We start from the raw sequence: 17,058 nt of genomic DNA on the forward strand, positions 1-17,058 counted from the left end.
ACGCCCGCAAAAACACTCGCAAAAACACTCGCAAAAACACCCGCGGAAGCAGCCGCGGAAACAGCCGCCGAGACATCTAAGGATTCGCGTGACTTCTCGTATCGCCGTCGTCGGCATGGCATGCCGTTTTCCCGACGCCTCCACGGCCGGTGAGCTGTGGGACAACGCCGTGGCCGGCCGCCGGGCCTTCCGCCGGCTGCCCCGGGAACGCATCCGGCTGTCCGACTACTGGTCCGAGGACCGCACGGCGCCCGACCACTTCTACACGACCGAGGCGGCGTTGTTACGCGACTGGGAGTTCGACCGGCTGCGGTTCAAGGTGGCGGGCACGACGTACCGCAACACCGACATGGTGCACTGGCTCGCGCTGGAGGTGGCCGCCGAGGCGCTGGCCGACGCCGGCTTCCCGGACGGCAAGGGCGCGCCGCACGAGACCACCGGCGTGGTCGTCGGCAACTCGCTCACCGGCGAGGGCCAGCGCGCCGCCGGGATCAGGCTGCGCTGGCCGTACGTGCGGCGCGTCGTCGCCGGCGCCCTGGAGGGGACGATGGACACCGAGCAGCTCGCCGAGCTGCTCGCCCGCATGGAACGCGACTACAAGGCGCCCTTCCCCGTGCCCGACGGCGACTACCTGGCCGGCGGCCTGTCCAACACGATCGCCGGGCGCATCTGCAACCACTTCGACCTCAACGGCGGCGGCTACGCCGTGGACGGCGCCTGCGCCTCGTCGCTGCTCGCACTCACCACGGCCTGCAACGCGCTCGTCTCCGGCGACCTCGACGTCGCCGTCGCGGGCGGGGTGGACATCAGCATCGACCCGAACGAGCTGATCGGCTTCTCCCGGGCCGGCGCGCTCGCCGCCGACGAGATGCGCGTCTACGACCGGCGCTCCGCCGGCTTCTGGCCCGGCGAGGGCTGCGGCATGGTCGTGCTGATGCGCGAGGAGGACGCCGTCGCCCGGGGGCACCGCGTGCACGCCCTCGTCGCCGGATGGGGCGTGTCCTCGGACGGCGCGGGCGGCATCACCCGGCCCGAGTCCGACGGCCAGCGGCTCTGCCTCGACCGCGCCTACCGGCGCGCCGGGTTCGGCATCGACGAGGTGCCGTACTTCGAGGGGCACGGCACCGGCACCGCCGTGGGCGACGCCGCCGAGCTCCAGACGATCTCCGAGGCGCGCCACGCCGCCGCCCCCGGCGCGCCGCCCGCCGTCATCGGCTCCGTCAAGGCGAACATCGGCCACACGAAGGCCGCCGCCGGCATGGCCGGCCTGATCAAGGCGGTCATGGCGGTCAACAGCGCGGTGCTGCCGCCGACCACCGGGTGCGAACGGCCGCACAAGCTGCTGTCCGGCGAGTCGCCCGCCCTGCGCACCCTGCGCAAGGCCGAGCCGTGGCCGTCCGGCGCGCCGCTGCGCGCGGGCGTCAGCGCCATGGGCTTCGGCGGCATCAACACCCACGTCGTGATCGAGTCCCCGCGCCCCCGCCGGCCCCGCCTGGACGGGCGGACCCGCACCCTCATGAACTCCCCCCAGGACGCCGAGCTGTTCTGCCTGGACGCCGACACGGCTGACGACCTGCGCCGCGAGGCGGAACGCCTGGCCACGGTCGCCGTGGGCATGTCCCGGTCGGAACTGCCCGACCTCGCCGCGCACCTCGCGCGCGGGCTCGGCGCGCGAGGCGCCCGCGCGCGGCGCGCCGCGGTCGTCGCCGGGACGCCCGCCGAGCTGGCCGAACGGCTGCGCCGGGTCGCCGAGCTGGCCGGGCAGGGCACGGAGCGGCACATCGACGCCGCGGCCGGGATCTTCCTCGGCGCCCTGGGCGAGCTGCCGCGCATCGTGCTCATGTTCCCCGGCCAGGGCTCCGGCACGCGCTCCGACGGCGGAGCGCTGCGCCGCCGCTTCGACACGGTCGACGAGCTGTACGAGACGGCCGCGCTGCCCGCCGACGGCGACCAGGTCGAGACCGCCGTGGCCCAGCCGCGCATCGTGACCGCCTCCGTCGCCGGGCTCCGGGTGCTGTCCGAGCTGGGCGTCGAGGCCGGCACCGCGGTCGGGCACAGCCTCGGCGAGCTGGTCGCGCTGCACTGGGCCGGCTCGTTCGACGAGGCGGCGGTGCTGCGCGTCGCCGCCGCCCGGGGACGCGCGATGAGCGAGCTGTCCGAGAGCGGCGGGGCGATGGCGAGCATCACCGCCGACCACGACACCGTGGCCGCGCTCATCGGCGACGACCCCGTGGTCGTGGCCGGGCTCAACTCCCCGCGCCAGACCGTGGTCTCCGGGCCCGGCGAGGCGGTGACCCGGGTCGTGGAGCGGGCCACCCGCCAGGGCCTGCAGTCCGTCCGGCTGCCCGTCTCGCACGCCTTCCACTCGCCGCTGGTCGCCCCGGCCGCCGCCGTCTTCGCGGGCACGCTGGCCGAGGAGAGCCCGGCGCCCGTCCGCCGGAACGTCGTGTCCACCGTGACCGGGGCGCCGGTCGTCGGCGAACCCCTCGACCTGCTGCGCGAGCAGATCACCGCGCCCGTCCGCTTCGCCGAGGCGCTCGCCGCCGCCGCCAAGGACGCCGACCTGCTCGTCGAGGTGGGCCCGGGACAGGTGCTCACCCAGCTCGCGCGGGACATCGTGAACGTCCCCGTGGTCGCCACGCGCACGGACGACGACTCCCTGGGCGGCATCCTGCGGACGCTGGGCGCCGCGTTCGCCGTCGGCGCCGCCGTGAAGGTCGGCGCCCTGTTCGACGACCGCTTCACCCGCCCCTTCGACCCGGCCGCCACCCCCACCTTCATCACCAACCTGTGCGAGGTCGTCCCGGAGATCGACGCCGCGCTGCTGACCGGCATGACCGGCGGCGCGGCGGCCCCGGCGGCCGCGCCCGAGGCCGCCGCGGACGACGAGCCGACCGGCGACCCGCTGCTCCTGCTGCGCCGGCTGGTCGCCGCACACGCCGAGTTCCCGCTGGAGGCGGTGCAGGCCGACAGCAAGTTCCTGGACGACCTGCACCTCAGCTCGATCGTGGTGGGCGAGATCGTCGGCGAGGCCATGCGCCGCCTCGGGCTGTCCGAGCCCGCCGCGCCCACCGGGTACGCCACCGCCACGCTCGGCCAGGTCGCCGAGACGCTGGAACAGCTCGTCGCCACCGGCCAGGCGCCCGCCGAGGACGCGGAGACGGCCGCGGCCCGGATCGTCCCGCCCGGCGTCGCGCACTGGGTCCACGGCTTCGCCGTGGCGAGAAGGGAGGACGGCCCGCCGCGCCGTACGGCCCCGCGCAGCCCCGGCGCCTGGACCGTCGTCGGCGAGCACCCCGCCGCAGAAGCGCTGCGCGCCGCCCTGGAGGAGGCGGAGACCGGCGCCGGCGTGCTGGCGATCCTGCCCTCGGGGCCGGCCACCGGACGGGCGGATGGCGAGCGGCTGGACGCCGAGCGGCTGGCGGTGCTGCGCGCCGCCGCCGACGCGGTGCTCGCCGGAAAGGACGTGACCCGGTGCGCGATCGTCCAGGAGGAGCCCGGCGGGGCCGGCTTCGCCAAGACCCTGCACCTGGAGGCGCCCTGGGTCGCCACCACCGTCGTCACCCTGCCGCTCGACGCCGCCGCGCCCGCACGGGTCGCCGCCGAGGTCACCGCCACCAGCGGCTTCACGGAGGTCTTCCACGACGCCGACGGCACCCGCACCCGGCCCGTCCTGACCCCGGTCGAGCTCGGCGGCGGGCGGATCCCGCTCGGCCCGGACGACGTGCTGCTCGTCACCGGCGGCGGCAAGGGCATCACCGCCGAGTGCGCGCTCGACCTGGCCAAGGAGACGGGCGCCCGCCTCGCCCTGCTCGGCCGCTCCGACCCGGAGCGGGACGCCGAGCTGGCCGCCAACCTGGAACGCATGGCGGCCACCGGCGTGACCGCCCGCTACCTGCGCGCCGACGTGACCGACCCCGCGGCGGTGGCCGAGGCGGTCGCCGCGGTCGAGGCCGACCTCGGCCGGATCACCGGAGTGCTGTACGGGGCCGGCGGCAACGTCCCCAAGCTGCTCCAGGAGCTCACCGGCGACGACTACGCCGCCACCATCGACCCCAAGGTCGCCGGCCTCAGGGCCGTGCTGGCCGCCGTCGACACCGCGGCCCTGCGGCTGCTCGTCACGTTCGGCAGCATCACCGGACGGGCCGGGCTGCGCGGCGAGGCCCACTACGCGATCGCCAACGAGTGGCAGAGCGACCTCGTCGAACGGCTCGCCCGCGAGCTGCCGCACTGCCGGTGCCGGGCCGTCGAATGGTCCCTGTGGTCCGGCGTCGGCATGGGCGAACGGCTCGGCTCGGTGGAGAGCCTCGCCCGCGTCGGCGTCACCACCATCACCCCCGACCAGGGCGTGGCCATGCTCCGCGGCCTGGTCGCCGACCCCGACGCGCCCGCTGTCACCGTGGTCACCGGCCGCTTCGGCGACCTGCCGACGGTCACCTTCGCCGCCGGCCGCGAGGGCTGCGACGACCTGCCGCTGCTGCGCTTCCTGGAGCAGCCGCGCGTCCACTACCCCGGAATCGAGCTGGTCGCCGACTCCGAGGTGAGCTGGGCCGGCGACCCCTACCTCGCCGAGCACGTCTTCGGCGGCGGCGAGGGCGCCGTCGTCCCCGGCACGGTCGGCATGGAGATGATGGCCCAGGCCGCCGCCGGCCTGCTCGGCGCCGACGCCCTCCCCGTCCTGGAGGACGTCGAGTTCCTGCGGGCCATCGTGGTGCCCGAGGACGCCCCGGTCACGGTCCGGGTGGCGGCGCTGCGCCTCGGGCCGGGCCGGGTGGCCACCGCGGTCCGTACGAGCGCGACCAAGTTCCAGGTCGACCACTTCCGGGCGGTCTGCGCGTACTCCCGGGCCGAGGGCGAGCCGGAACCGCTCGGACTGGTGCGGCGCGACGACGTGGCGCTGCCGCCGATGGCTTTCGACCCCGCCACGGACCTGTACGGGCCGATGCTCTTCCACGGCCCGCGGTTCAAGCTCGTCGAGAGCATCCACCGCACCGGCGCCCAGCACGTCACCGGCCGGCTCCTGCCCGGGACGGACGCGTCCTGGTTCGGCCGCTACCTGCCCGACCGGCTGCTGCTCGGCGACCCGGCCGCCCGCGACGCGTACATGCAGCCGATGCAGACCTGCGGGCCGACCGTGCTGGCCATCCCCCTCGGCGTGGACCGCGTCGTGCCGGGGCCCCGCGCGGGCGCGCAGGCGACCGACGTCTACATCCGGCACCGGTACGACGACAAGTGCTGGGACATCGAGGTCACCGACCGCGACGGCCGGGTGGTCGAGACCTGGCAGGGCTTCCGGACGCAGCTCGTCAGCAAGTACGAGGTGCCTCGCGAATGGGTTCCCGTGCTGCTCGGCTCGTACCTGGAGCACGTGCTCATCGAGCAGGAGCTGGCGGGACGCGTCGTCCTCGACGTGGACGGCGAGGGGCTGGAGCGGCGGCAGGCGAGCCTGCTGGCGCTCCGGCGGCTGTTCGGGGCGGCGACCGAGGTCGTCTGGCGGCCGGACGGCAGACCCGAGGTGCTGGGCGGCGGCACGGTGTCCGTCGCGCACGCCGCCGGCGTCACCATGGCCACGACCACGGCCGGCTGCGACCTGGAGACCGTCACCCCCAGGAGCGAGGAGGCGTGGACATCGCTGCTCGGCGCCGACCGGCTCGCGCTGGCCGGCACCGTGGCCGAGGAGACCGGCGAGGACGCCGACACGGCGGCCACGCGGGTCTGGACGGCCGCCGAATGCCTGGTGAAGGCGGGCCTGCCCGTCGACACGGCCGTCACCTTCGACTCGGCCAGGGAGGGCGGCTGGGTGGGATTCGTCGCCGGCGGGCGCCGGATCCTGACGCTGTCCACCCGGCTGCGCGGCGTGCGGGCCCCCGTGGTGCTCGCCGTCCTCGCCGAGACCGACCCGGACGCGGGCAAGGCCGGTGAGCTGCGATGAACGGCGACGCCTACGAGTACCGGCACGTCGTCGGCATCGAGGACACCGACCTGCTGGGCAACGTCAACTACGTCAACTACATCCGCTGGCAGGGACGCGCGCGGGAGATGTTCCTGCGCGACTACGTCCCCGACGTGGTGGCGGGCTTCGCCGACGGGGTGCGGCTACTCACCGTGAGCTGCCGCTGCGACTACCTGCGGGAGCTCGCCGTGTTCGACGAGGTGGTCATCCGGATGCGGCAGGGTGAGCTGGGCCAGACCCAGTCCGTGATGACGTACGAGTACTGGCGCCAGCTCCCGGACGGGGGAGAGGAGCTGGTCGCCACCGGCGAGCAGCGGATCGCCTGCGTGCGCCCCGACGAGCACGGCCGCATGGTGCCCGCGCGGATCCCGGAGCAGATGCGGCGCCTGCTCGAACAGGTGCAAAGCCCCTCCACGCGCCGCTGACCCGAGAGGGCCCGCCGCTGACCCGGAAAGGACCGCCGATGCATTCCGTCGCCGCCACCGCCCGCTGGACCGCCGCCGCCCGGGCCAAGGAGTCGCGCCGCGAGGACGCGATCTTCACGGACCCGTACGCCGAGCGGCTCGCCGGCCGGGAGGGCGCCACCCTCTTCGCCCGCTACGACAACCCCGGGGTCGGCGAGTTCATCGCCATCCGCACCCGCTACCTGGACGACCTGATCCGCCGTGGGGGCTTCGGCCAGGTCGTGCTGCTCGCGGCCGGCATGGACACCCGCTCCGTGCGGCTGCCGTGGCCCCCGGGGACCGTCCTGTACGAGGTCGACCAGCCGGACCTGCTGGAGGAGAAGGACAAGCGGCTCGCGGACCTGGGCGCCCGGCACGCCTGCGACCGGCGGGCCGTCGGCGCCGACCTCACCGGCGACTGGCCGGCGGCGCTGCGTGCGGCCGGCTGGGACCCGTCGGCGCCCACGCTGTGGGTGGCGGAGGGCCTGCTGTTCTACCTGCCGGAGCCCGCCGCCCGCCTGCTGCTCGAACGGGTGGCGCAGGCCGCCGCCCCGGGGAGCGTGCTCGCCGGGGACCTGCTCAGCCACCAGTCCATGATCAGCGAGTTCTCGAAGGAGGGGCTGCGCCGGCTCACCGAGGACGGCTGCCCGTGGCTGTTCGGCACCGACGAGCCGGAGGAGTTCCTGTCCGGCTGCGGCTGGCGGGTGACGGAGCTGCGGATGCCCGGCGAGGAGGGCGCCTCCTACGGCCGGTGGCCGTGGAACCCGCCGCTGCCCCGGGAGGCCAGGGGCTTCCCGCAGAACTTCCTGTTCGTCGCCGCGAGGGACTTCGTCGCGAGGGACTTCGTCGCCGCGGGCGACTGAGGCTCCGGAGGGGGTGGCCGCGGGATCGTCCCCCCGCGGCCACCGCCGTACGGCGACTACCTGCAGTGCTCCCAGCCGCTGGTCCAGAGGGTGTCACCGTATCCGCCGCCCCACATGATGCAGCGTGCCCCGGCGTCGACCTTCACCGGCCCCGCGTAGTACTGGTAGTGGCCGGGGTCCACCCTGAAGTACATGCCGTCGTGCCGCAGTCTGGCCTCCACGTACGTGGTGTTGCCCCTGGCGCCCGTCTTCCAGGTCACGACGCAGTTGGTGGTGCCGTTGTAGAGCAGGTAGATGGTGGCGCTGGAGCCGAGGGCGTGGCTGTCGATGACGTGGTAACTGCCGCCGCCGCAGGCCTCGACAGGGGAGGACGCCGCCGCGGCGGGACCGCTGGTGACGATGGTGCCGGCCAGCGCGGCGACCAGGCCGAGCGCCGTGACGGCCGACTTCTTGAGCTTGCCCATGCTGTGCGTGATCCTTTCGTCGAACCAGACGACGCCGATCGAGAAGTGATCGACATGTCACAGATGAGAACGCCGGAACACGGCGGTCAGGTTGTAGGGCAGCCGGGCCCGGCTCGGGCTGATCTACCATCGCGGTTGTGGTGATCAAGAACGCGCACTGTTCCTTCTGCGGTACGGCCTTCGCCCCCGGCCAGGCGTGGCCGCGCACCTGCCCCGGCTGCGGGAACACCAGCTACCTCAACCCGCTGCCGGTCGCCGTGATGCTGCTGCCGGTCGACGACGGCGTGCTGGTCGTCCGCCGCGGGGTCGAGCCGCATCGCGGCCGGCTCGCGTTGCCCGGCGGCTTCATCGACCTGGGGGAGTCCTGGCAGCAGGCCGCCGTACGGGAGCTGCGCGAGGAGACGGGGATCGTCGTCGACGCGGACGCCGTGCGGCTGCTCGACGTGATGAGCGCTCCCGACGGGACCCTGCTGGTCTTCGCCCTGGGGCCGCGGACCCGCGCGGCCGACCTGCCGCCGGTCGCGCCCACGGCCGAGACGACGGAGTGGCTGCTGCTCGACGGGCCGGCGGACCTGGCGTTCCCGCTGCACACCCAGGTCGTCGCGAGGTACTTCGCGTAGCACGGCCGGAACCCGGAGTAGCACCATGGAAGGAGAGGACACCCGACGTCCGGGGAGGCCGCCGCCATGGCCACGACATTCGATCACGGAGCATCCGATCAGGGAGCATCCGATCAGGGAGCATCCGATCAGGGAGCATCCGGCCGCAGAGTCGCGTCCGGGGACAGTGACTCCCGCTACCTGCCGATCGCCGAGCACGGCCTGATCGGCGACCTGCGCACCGTGGCCCTGGTCGGCACCGACGGCACCATCGACTGGTACTGCTGCCCGACCTTCGACTCGCCCAGCGTCTTCGCCTCCATCCTGGACGCCGACCGGGGCGGCGCGTTCGAACTGGCCGCCGCCGTCCCCGCCAAGACCAAGCAGTTCTACTTCCCCGACACCAACGTGCTGATCACCCGCTTCTTCACCGGCGACGGCGTCGGCGAGATCCAGGACTTCATGCCGGTGACCGTCGACACCGGCGAGGCCGACCGCCACCGGCTGATCCGGCGGGTGCTGTGCGTGCGCGGGGAGATCCCGTTCCGGGCGCGGGTGGCGCCGCGCTTCGGGTACGGGGCGCAGCGGCACGAGCTGTCCCGGTGCGAAGGCCAGGTCGTCTTCTCCTCGCCGGACCTGACGCTGGCGCTGACCGCCACGGTGCCCGTCACGTGCGACGACCGCGACGCGCGCGCCGCGTTCACCCTCCAGGAGGGCGAGTCGGCGGTGTTCGCACTGGACCGGGTGCACGAGGACGTGGAGCCGCGCGGCTGCCCGCACGCGGAGGCGGAGGACGCGTTCGCCGCCACGGTCGGGTTCTGGCGGCGCTGGCTGTCGGCCTCCCGCTACCGCGGCCGGTGGCGGGAGATGGTGCACCGCTCGGCGCTGACGCTCAAGCTGCTCACGTACGCGCCCACCGGCGCGATCGTCGCCGCGCCGACCACGAGCCTGCCCGAGCAGCTCGGCGGCGAGCGCAACTGGGACTACCGCTACCTGTGGGTGCGCGACGCCGCCTTCGCCGTGTACGCGCTGCTCCGGCTCGGCTTCACCGGCGAGGCGGAGGCGTTCATGGACTTCCTCACCCGCCGCGTCTGCCGCCGCGAGGACGGCCCGTCCGGGCCGCTGCAGATCATGTACGGCATCGACGGCCGCACCGAGCTGCCCGAACGCGAGCTGACCCACCTGGAGGGACACCAGGGCTCGGCCCCCGTGCGGGTCGGCAACGCCGCCGCCGACCAGCTCCAGCTCGACATCTACGGCGCCCTCATCGACTCGGTCTACCTGTACGACAAGTGGGGCCGGCCGATCTCCAGCGAACACTGGGACGACGTCTGCGCCCTGGTGGACTGGGTCTGCGCCCACTGGAACCAGCCTGACGAGGGCGTCTGGGAGACCCGCGGCGGCCGCAAGAACTTCCTGTACTCGCGGCTGATGTGCTGGGTGGCGATCGAGCGGGCCATGCGGACGGCCCGCCGCCGCGGCCTGCCCGCCGACATCCCGCGCTGGCGCGACACCCGCGACACGATCTACCGGGAGCTCATGCGGCGCGGCTGGTCACCCAAACGGCAGGCGTTCGTCCAGCACGAGGACGACGACGTCCTGGACGCCGCCGTGCTGATGATGCCGCTGGTCAAGTTCATCTCGCCCACCGACCCGAAGTGGCTGTCCACCCTCGACGCGCTCACGGCCGACCTGGTGTCGGACTCGCTCGTCTACCGCTATGACCCGGAGGCCAGCCCCGACGGCCTGCGCGGCGAGGAGGGCACGTTCTCCATCTGCTCGTTCTGGTACGTGGAGGCGCTCGTGCGGGCGGACCGCGTCGAGGAGGCGCGCCTGGCCTTCGAGAAGATGCTTACCTACGCCAACCACGTCGGCCTGTACGCCGAGGAGATCGGCCAGAACGGCGAGCAGCAGGGCAACTTCCCCCAGGCGTTCACCCACCTGGCCCTGATCAGCGCCGCCTTCAACCTCGACCGCGCCCTCGGCTGACGGGCGCCCGTCAGCCCCGGGGCGAGCTCAGCGGCGGTGGGACTTGCGGTGGATGAGGCCGACCACCATGCCCACGATCCACAGCACGAACAGCACCTTCAGGATGCCCCACCCGCCGAAGATCGCGCCGAGGACGAGGAACACGCCCAGGATCGGCACGAACGGCGGCGGGCCGTGGTGGCGGCGGCCACCGCGGCGCATGTCGCGGTAGGCGCGGCGCGCCTGGCGGTGGGCGTCGTGCACGTGCTCCATCCGCTGATGATGGGCGTGCATCGCCGCCTTCCAGTCGTCCATGCCGGGCATGCCGGTCGTGCCGGGCGCGGGCGGGCCCGGGTGGACGGCGGGGGCGCCGGGCAGGTCGGCCGTGATCTCCGCGAGGTCGCGGGCGGTCCGGGCGGCCAGGGTGCGGTCCAGGCGCTCGTCGAGCTCCTGGTGGTCGAGCCGGCCCTGCGCGAAGTGCTCACGCAGGGCCTCCATCGTCTGCTCGCGTTCGGCGTCGCCGATGCGGAGATCCTTGGGGTCCATGGCCGGGGCCTCCCTCTCTCCGAGCCGGCTGTCCGTTGCGAAGCCGGTCATGCGGTCACTCCTCGCCCGGGTCGCCGTCGGCCAGAATCTGGTAGAGCTTGCGCCGGGTCTCAACAAGAGTCTTACGCGCTTCGCGGATCTGTGCGTCGGATCCGGTCTGGAGAACCTGAACCATCGCGAACGCGGACTGGCGCGCGATGTCCCACAGGTCGGCCGCGTTGTCGTCGATGTCGGGCCGCATGTCGTCCCAGGGGGCGCGGACCTCGTCGCTGTGGGACTCGATGTACGTGCGTCCGGCCTCGGTGAGGCGGAAGGTCTTGCGGCCCTCGTTCTCCTCGGCCACCACCAGGCCCTCGTCGGTGAGCTGCTGGAGCGCCGGGTACACGGCGCCGGGGCTGGGCTTCCAGCCGCCCTCGCTGCGCTCGGCGATCTCCTGGATGATCTGGTAGCCGTTGCGCGGCTCCTCGGAGAGCAGCGCCAGGATCGCGGCGCGCACGTCGCCGCGCTTGGCCTTGCGGCCCCGGCCGCCCCAGCCGCGGTGACCGAACGGGCCTCCCGGACCGAACGGCCCGCCCCCTCCCCAGGGGCCGCGGCCGAACTCGGGCGGGAACGGCCCGCGTCGCCCGCGGTGCCGCTCCTCGTGCGGGCCGTGGCGGTGGCGGTGGCCCGCCTCCTCCCAGGCGCCTGCCGCGGCCCTCAGGTTGCGGACGGCCTCGCGGGCGGCCCGCTTGAACTCGCGCGCGTCGGGCCACTGGCCGCCTGCGGACCCTGCTGCGTGTGACATTGCCATGACATTTCCTCCTTGGAGATACCTCGCGACTGTTCGCGATGCTTCAACGATATATCGGAAGAATGTCGTTGGCAACGCCAAGGGGAGAGTGAGGCAGATCACGAAAAAGCCGCGGAATTCGGGAACAGGATCCGGGACGGCGTCGTTGTTCAGTGCGGACGAGGTCGTTCCGCGTCGGCAGGGCTGGGGGGTGCTGTCGCCGTGGAGACGGCCTCGTCTGCGTTTCCGGACTTTTGGCTCGCCCTTTCCGGACCTTCGAGCGTCAGGCCAAGGCAGGGTCACGGGAACGTTCCCCGGCGGCATGCTCGCCTGTCCCCGCTTTGCCGTACAGTCCGGATCATGATGGGGCACACGCACGCGATGACCGGGGCCATCGCCTGGCTGGGGCTCGCGCCGACGCTCGCGGCGCTGCCGATGGTGACGGAGTCGAGCCGGTTCATCGAGACCGGCATCATGGCCAACGCGCTGAGCCCGGCCGAGTTCATCGCCGGGGCGCTCGTCTGCGCGGGCGCCGCCATGCTCCCCGACCTCGACCACCCCAGCGCGACGATCGCCCAGACGTTCGGCCCCGTCACCTGGCTGCTCAGCAAGGCGGTCTGCTGGGTGAGCGGCGGCCACCGCGGCGCCACCCACTCCCTGGTGTTCGCGGTCGCGCTCGGGCTGGGCGCCCACTGGCTGGCCGGCGCCTACCCGATCGGGCGCGACATCCTGGTGGTCCTGCTCATCGGGCTCGCCTTACGCGCCATCGGCATCGGCATCCCCGGCAACAAGATGGGCTCGGCGCTCGTCAACGTCGGCCTGACCGCCGGCCTGTACGCCGTCTTCCTCTCCCAGGGGGTGGGGTACGCCTGGCTCGGCATGGCCGTGGCCCTCGGCTGCCTGATCCACGTGCTCGGCGACTGCATGACCGAGCGCGGCTGCCCGGTGCTCTGGCCGATGTCGGTGAAGTTCGTGCTGCCGTGGAAGATCGGCATCAAGACCGGCAAGAAGTTCGAGCAGAAGATCCTCGCCCCCGTGCTGTCCGTCGCCATCATCGGCCTGCTCTTCCTACGCCTCGGGCCCGTCTGACCCTACGGTCGGGGTCCGCGTCAGGCAGCGTGACTCACTGCCCAGCCCGCCTCACCGCGTGAGGCGATGTTGCGGGCCGAAGGAGATCGGTTTGCTTTCAGCTTTGACTCGCCGCGCCGATCGTGGTTTGCCCAGGTTTCCGGCGGCCAGGTTGGCGTGCAGAGTGCGGTAGGCGTCGCAGACCTTCTTGATCACGTGCTGGGCGGCCTGCGCGGCCAGCCCGAAGACGGCCTTGACCTGCTCATAGGTGTGCTTACGCAGGTCGAAGTTACGAAACACCGCTCCGGCGTCGGCAGGAGTTTCACCTGCGCCACCAGTCTCACAACCGAACACAACATCGGCTGGCGAGGTCGCCCCGGTGAGAATCGATCACCGAGGGGACCCAGCTCCGCTGCCTCCCCTCGGACCACCAGTGGCTGTCCGGGCCAGAGATCAAGGCGTTGTGCCATCCAGCTTGTCCCGTCTCCGCCACTCACTTCGATGATGTGGGGGCGGTGCCGTTTAACTTGATGTCGAGATACTTTTCGGGATATCTTGATGTCGAGACACCGCTGCAACCGCCGGTTAGGGTCACCTAACGTGCTGATCAGTCCCGGGGTGCGGCAGGATTCAACTGGGAGCGAATCCGGCATAGCGCGCGCAATGCCGCGGGCAGGCAGCCGCGAGCGTCCCCACGATCACGCAACGGTCTATGGAGGAGGCGAATCACCGTGTCCGCGAACAGCTTCGGCAGCCGTGACACGCTACGCGTCGGCGACGCGTCGTATGAGATTTTCCGGCTGGACGCCGTCGAGGGCGCTGCCCGCCTCCCGTACAGCCTGAAGATCCTGCTGGAGAACCTCCTCCGCACGGAGGACGGCGCGAACATCACCGCCGACCACATCCGGGCGCTCGGCGAGTGGGACCCCGACGCGGCCCCCAGCGTGGAGATCCAGTTCACCCCCGGCCGCGTCATCATGCAGGACTTCACCGGCGTCCCCTGCGTCGTCGACCTGGCCACCATGCGCGAGGCCGTCCGCGACCTCGGCGGCGACGCGTCCCGCATCAACCCGCTGGCCCCCGCCGAGATGGTCATCGACCACTCCGTCATCGTCGACTACTTCGGCCACCCCGACGCCTTCCAGCGCAACGTCGAGCGCGAGTACGAGCGCAACCGCGAGCGCTACCAGTTCCTGCGCTGGGGCCAGACCGCCTTCGACGAGTTCAAGGTCGTCCCGCCCGGCACCGGCATCGTCCACCAGGTCAACATCGAGCACCTGGCCCGCGTGGTGATGACCCGCGACGGCAAGGCGTACCCCGACACCTGCGTCGGCACCGACTCCCACACCACGATGGAGAACGGCATCGGCGTCCTCGGCTGGGGCGTCGGCGGCATCGAGGCCGAGGCCGCGATGCTCGGCCAGCCGATCTCCATGCTCATCCCGCGGGTGGTCGGCTTCAAGCTGAACGGCAAGCTGCCGGCCGGCGCCACCGCCACCGACCTGGTGCTGACCATCACCGAGATGCTGCGCAAGCACGGCGTGGTCGGCAAGTTCGTCGAGTTCTACGGCGAGGGCGTCTCCTCCGTGCCGCTCGCCGACCGGGCCACGATCGGCAACATGAGCCCCGAGTTCGGCTCCACCTGCGCGATCTTCCCGATCGACGGCCAGACCGTCGACTACCTGCGCCTCACCGGCCGCTCCGAGGAGCAGATCGCGCTCGTCGAGGCGTACGCCAAGACCCAGGGCCTGTGGCTGGACCCGTCCGCCGCCGAGCCGGTCTTCTCCGAGTACCTGGAGCTCGACCTCGGCACGGTCGTCCCGTCCATCGCCGGCCCGAAGCGCCCGCAGGACCGCATCGTGCTGTCCGACGCCAAGAGGGCCTGGCGCGCGGCCGTCAAGGACTACGCCGACGCCAAGGACTTCACGCCCAGCGTGCAGGGCCCCGCCGACGAGGCGTCCGACGAGTCGTTCCCGGCCTCCGACTCTCCCGCGATCAGCCACGACGGCAGCGCCGACCAGCCGCACGCCGCCGCGCTCAACGGCGACCGCCCGCACAAGAAGGTGCCGGTCACGCTGGCCGACGGCACGTCGTTCGAGATCGACCACGGCATCGTCGCCATCGCCGCGATCACCTCCTGCACCAACACCTCCAACCCGTACGTCATGCTGGGCGCGGCCCTGCTGGCCCGCAACGCGGTGGAGAAGGGTCTGACCCGCAAGCCGTGGGTGAAGACCTCCCTCGCGCCCGGCTCCCAGGTCGTCACCGGCTACTTCGAGCGCTCCGGCCTCCAGCCGTACCTCGACAAGATCGGCTTCAACCTGGTCGGCTACGGCTGCACCACCTGCATCGGCAACTCGGGCCCGCTGCCCGAGGAGATCTCCGAGGCGATCCAGGCCAACGACCTCGCGGTCACCGCCGTGCTGTCCGGCAACCGCAACTTCGAGGGCCGCATCAACCCCGACGTCAAGATGAACTACCTGGCCTCGCCGCCGCTCGTCGTGGCGTACGCGCTGGCCGGCACGATGGACGTCGACCTCGACAACGAGCCGCTCGGCACGGGCGCCGACGGGCAACCGGTGTTCCTGCGCGACATCTGGCCGTCGCCGGAGGAGATCTCGGCCGTCGTCAACTCCTCCATCGGCCGTGACATGTTCGAGCGCGACTACGCCGACGTGTTCAAGGGCGACGACCACTGGCGCTCGCTGCCGATCCCGACCGGCGACACCTTCGAGTGGGACCCGGACTCCACCTACGTCCGCAAGGCCCCGTACTTCGAGGGCATGCCGGAGAAGCCGGAGCCCGTCACCGACATCGCCGGCGCCCGCGTGCTGGTCAAGGTGGGCGACTCGGTCACGACCGACCACATCTCGCCGGCCGGCTCCATCAAGGTCGGCACGCCCGCCGCGCAGTACCTCCAGGCCAACGGGGTCGAGGTCAGGGACTTCAACTCGTACGGCTCGCGGCGCGGCAACCACGAGGTGATGATCCGCGGCACGTTCGCCAACATCCGCCTGCGCAACCAGATCGCGCCGGGCACCGAGGGCGGCTACACCCGCGACTTCACCCAGGCCGACGGCCCGGTGTCGTTCATCTACGACGCCTCGGTCAACTACGCCGCCGCCGGCACGCCGCTCGTGGTGCTGGCCGGCAAGGAGTACGGCTCGGGCTCCTCGCGCGACTGGGCGGCCAAGGGCACGGCGCTGCTCGGCGTCCGCGCCGTCATCGCCGAGTCCTACGAGCGCATCCACCGCTCGAACCTCATCGGCATGGGCGTGCTGCCGCTGCAGTTCCCGGAGGGCGCCTCGGCCGAGTCCCTGGGGCTGACCGGCGAGGAGACGTTCGACATCACCGGGGTGGAGGAGCTCAACAAGGGCGGCATCCCGGGTACCGTGCACGTCAAGGCCGGTGACGTGGAGTTCGACGCGGTCGTCCGCATCGACACGCCGGGCGAGGCCGACTACTACCGGCACGGCGGCATCATGCAGTACGTGCTGCGCTCGCTGCTGGCCAGGTAACACGGGCCGAGGACGCCGTCCCCGCGGACCGGGGGCGGCGTCCTCGCGTGTCAGCGGTCCATGGTGCGGTAGCGGTGCACGGCCAGCGGCAGGAACACCGCGAGGATCCCCAGGCACCAGAGCAGGCTCGCGGTCACCGGGTGCTGGAGCGGCCAGGCCGGGGAGACCGAGGTGGGGTTGCCGAACAGGCCGCGGGTGGCGGCGACGACGGCGCTCATGGGGTTCCAGTCGGCGACGGGCCTGAGCCAGGCCGGCAGCCCCTCGGTGGGGACGAACGTGTTGGCCAGGAACGTCATCGGGAACAGCCAGCCGAACGTGGCCGCGTCGGCCTGCGCGCCGCTCCTGACCCACAGGCCGATGTACGTGCCCACCCAGATCATCGCGAGCCCGAACAGCGCCAGCAGCCCGAAGGCCGCCGCCGTGTCCCCGAGGCTCCCGCGCGCCCGCCACCCGGCGATCAGGACCCCGGCCAGCACCATGGCCGCCAGCGACAGCAGGTGCAGCGACAGGTCGGCCACGCTGCGCCCGACGAGCACGGCGCTGCGGGCGACGGGCTGGGCGCGGAACCTGTCGATGAGCCCGCGCGCCATGTCCTCGCCCACGGCGGTGGCGGCCGAGGTCGCGGTCATGGCCATGACCTGCATGAAGATGCCGGGCATGAGGTAGCTGCGGTAGTCGCCCCCGTGGGGCAGGACGATCGCGCTGCCGAAGACGTACCCGAACAGCACGGTCATGATCACGGGGAACACCAGGAACGCGACGATCTCGCCCGGCTGGGCTCTGAGCCGCGCGTAGGTGCGGCCCGCGATGGTGAGGGAGTCGAGCAGGGTCCAGCGCACGGTCGCGTACACGCTCTCGTACATCGCG

General features: G+C 72.5%; 12 protein-coding genes. 7 read left to right on the forward strand and 5 right to left on the reverse strand.

The annotated features are described in order from the left end of the window. The first annotated feature begins 88 nt into the window (after positions 1-88). The 3 genes from HTZ77_RS05780 to HTZ77_RS05790 are packed head-to-tail and all read left to right on the forward strand — an operon-like array spanning position 89 to position 7,259. Entirely contained in the window at positions 89-5,932 is a 5,844-nt protein-coding gene (locus HTZ77_RS05780; RefSeq protein ID WP_175588355.1) for an SDR family NAD(P)-dependent oxidoreductase, read from the forward strand. Continuing rightward, positions 5,929-6,378, forward strand: coding sequence for an acyl-CoA thioesterase (locus tag HTZ77_RS05785; protein ID WP_175588356.1), 450 nt, complete (start codon positions 5,929-5,931; stop codon positions 6,376-6,378). Before HTZ77_RS05780 ends, HTZ77_RS05785 begins: the two co-directional genes overlap by 4 nt. A 38-nt stretch (positions 6,379-6,416) precedes the next feature. After that, positions 6,417-7,259: a class I SAM-dependent methyltransferase gene (locus tag HTZ77_RS05790; protein ID WP_175588357.1), complete on the forward strand. Its 843-nt coding sequence runs from the start codon at positions 6,417-6,419 to the stop codon at positions 7,257-7,259. Between the two features lie 56 nt (positions 7,260-7,315). On the opposite strand, the gene HTZ77_RS05795 is transcribed toward HTZ77_RS05790, so the two are convergent. Further along, positions 7,316-7,723 carry an acetyltransferase gene (locus HTZ77_RS05795; protein WP_175588358.1) on the reverse strand — a complete coding sequence of 136 codons (408 nt, stop codon included), beginning with the start codon at positions 7,721-7,723 and terminating at the stop codon, positions 7,316-7,318. 137 nt (positions 7,724-7,860) lie between these two features. Here HTZ77_RS05795 and HTZ77_RS05800 point away from each other — a divergent pair, with 137 nt between their 5' ends. Both HTZ77_RS05800 and HTZ77_RS05805 read left to right on the forward strand, forming a co-directional pair. After that, positions 7,861-8,343 carry an NUDIX domain-containing protein gene (locus HTZ77_RS05800; protein WP_175588359.1) on the forward strand — a complete coding sequence of 161 codons (483 nt, stop codon included), beginning with the start codon at positions 7,861-7,863 and terminating at the stop codon, positions 8,341-8,343. Between the two features lie 66 nt (positions 8,344-8,409). Then, positions 8,410-10,311 carry a glycoside hydrolase family 15 protein gene (locus HTZ77_RS05805; RefSeq protein WP_175588360.1) on the forward strand — a complete coding sequence of 634 codons (1,902 nt, stop codon included), beginning with the start codon at positions 8,410-8,412 and terminating at the stop codon, positions 10,309-10,311. 27 nt (positions 10,312-10,338) lie between these two features. On the opposite strand, the gene HTZ77_RS05810 is transcribed toward HTZ77_RS05805, so the two are convergent. Together HTZ77_RS05810 and HTZ77_RS05815 are read right to left on the reverse strand one after the other, a co-directional pair. Continuing rightward, entirely contained in the window at positions 10,339-10,887 is a 549-nt protein-coding gene (locus HTZ77_RS05810) for a DUF1707 SHOCT-like domain-containing protein (protein WP_205302101.1), read from the reverse strand. A 4-nt stretch (positions 10,888-10,891) separates the two neighbouring features. Continuing rightward, positions 10,892-11,626, reverse strand: coding sequence for a PadR family transcriptional regulator (locus tag HTZ77_RS05815; protein ID WP_235994333.1), 735 nt, complete (start codon positions 11,624-11,626; stop codon positions 10,892-10,894). 339 nt (positions 11,627-11,965) lie between these two features. Here HTZ77_RS05815 and HTZ77_RS05820 point away from each other — a divergent pair, with 339 nt between their 5' ends. Continuing rightward, positions 11,966-12,694 (forward strand): metal-dependent hydrolase, encoded by a 729-nt coding sequence (locus HTZ77_RS05820; protein ID WP_175588361.1) that lies wholly within the window; start codon positions 11,966-11,968, stop codon positions 12,692-12,694. Between the two features lie 51 nt (positions 12,695-12,745). Here the strand turns inward: HTZ77_RS05820 and HTZ77_RS05825 are convergent, their stop codons facing one another. Further along, on the reverse strand, positions 12,746-12,973 hold the full coding sequence (locus tag HTZ77_RS05825; protein ID WP_175588362.1) for a hypothetical protein: 228 nt from the start codon (positions 12,971-12,973) through the stop codon (positions 12,746-12,748). 425 nt (positions 12,974-13,398) lie between these two features. On the opposite strand from HTZ77_RS05825, the gene acnA reads away from it, so the two are divergent. Further along, positions 13,399-16,191 carry an aconitate hydratase AcnA gene (gene acnA, locus HTZ77_RS05830; protein ID WP_407940479.1) on the forward strand — a complete coding sequence of 931 codons (2,793 nt, stop codon included), beginning with the start codon at positions 13,399-13,401 and terminating at the stop codon, positions 16,189-16,191. Positions 16,192-16,241: 50 nt separating this feature from the next. Here acnA and HTZ77_RS05835 read toward each other — a convergent pair whose 3' ends face one another. After that, a complete protein-coding gene (locus HTZ77_RS05835; protein ID WP_175588364.1) occupies positions 16,242-17,054 on the reverse strand; it encodes an ABC transporter permease in 813 nt (270 codons plus the stop codon). Positions 17,055-17,058 lie beyond the last annotated feature (4 nt).

Origin of the sequence: Nonomuraea montanisoli, assembly GCF_013363975.1 — a bacterium.
Classification (GTDB): domain Bacteria; phylum Actinomycetota; class Actinomycetes; order Streptosporangiales; family Streptosporangiaceae; genus Nonomuraea; species Nonomuraea montanisoli.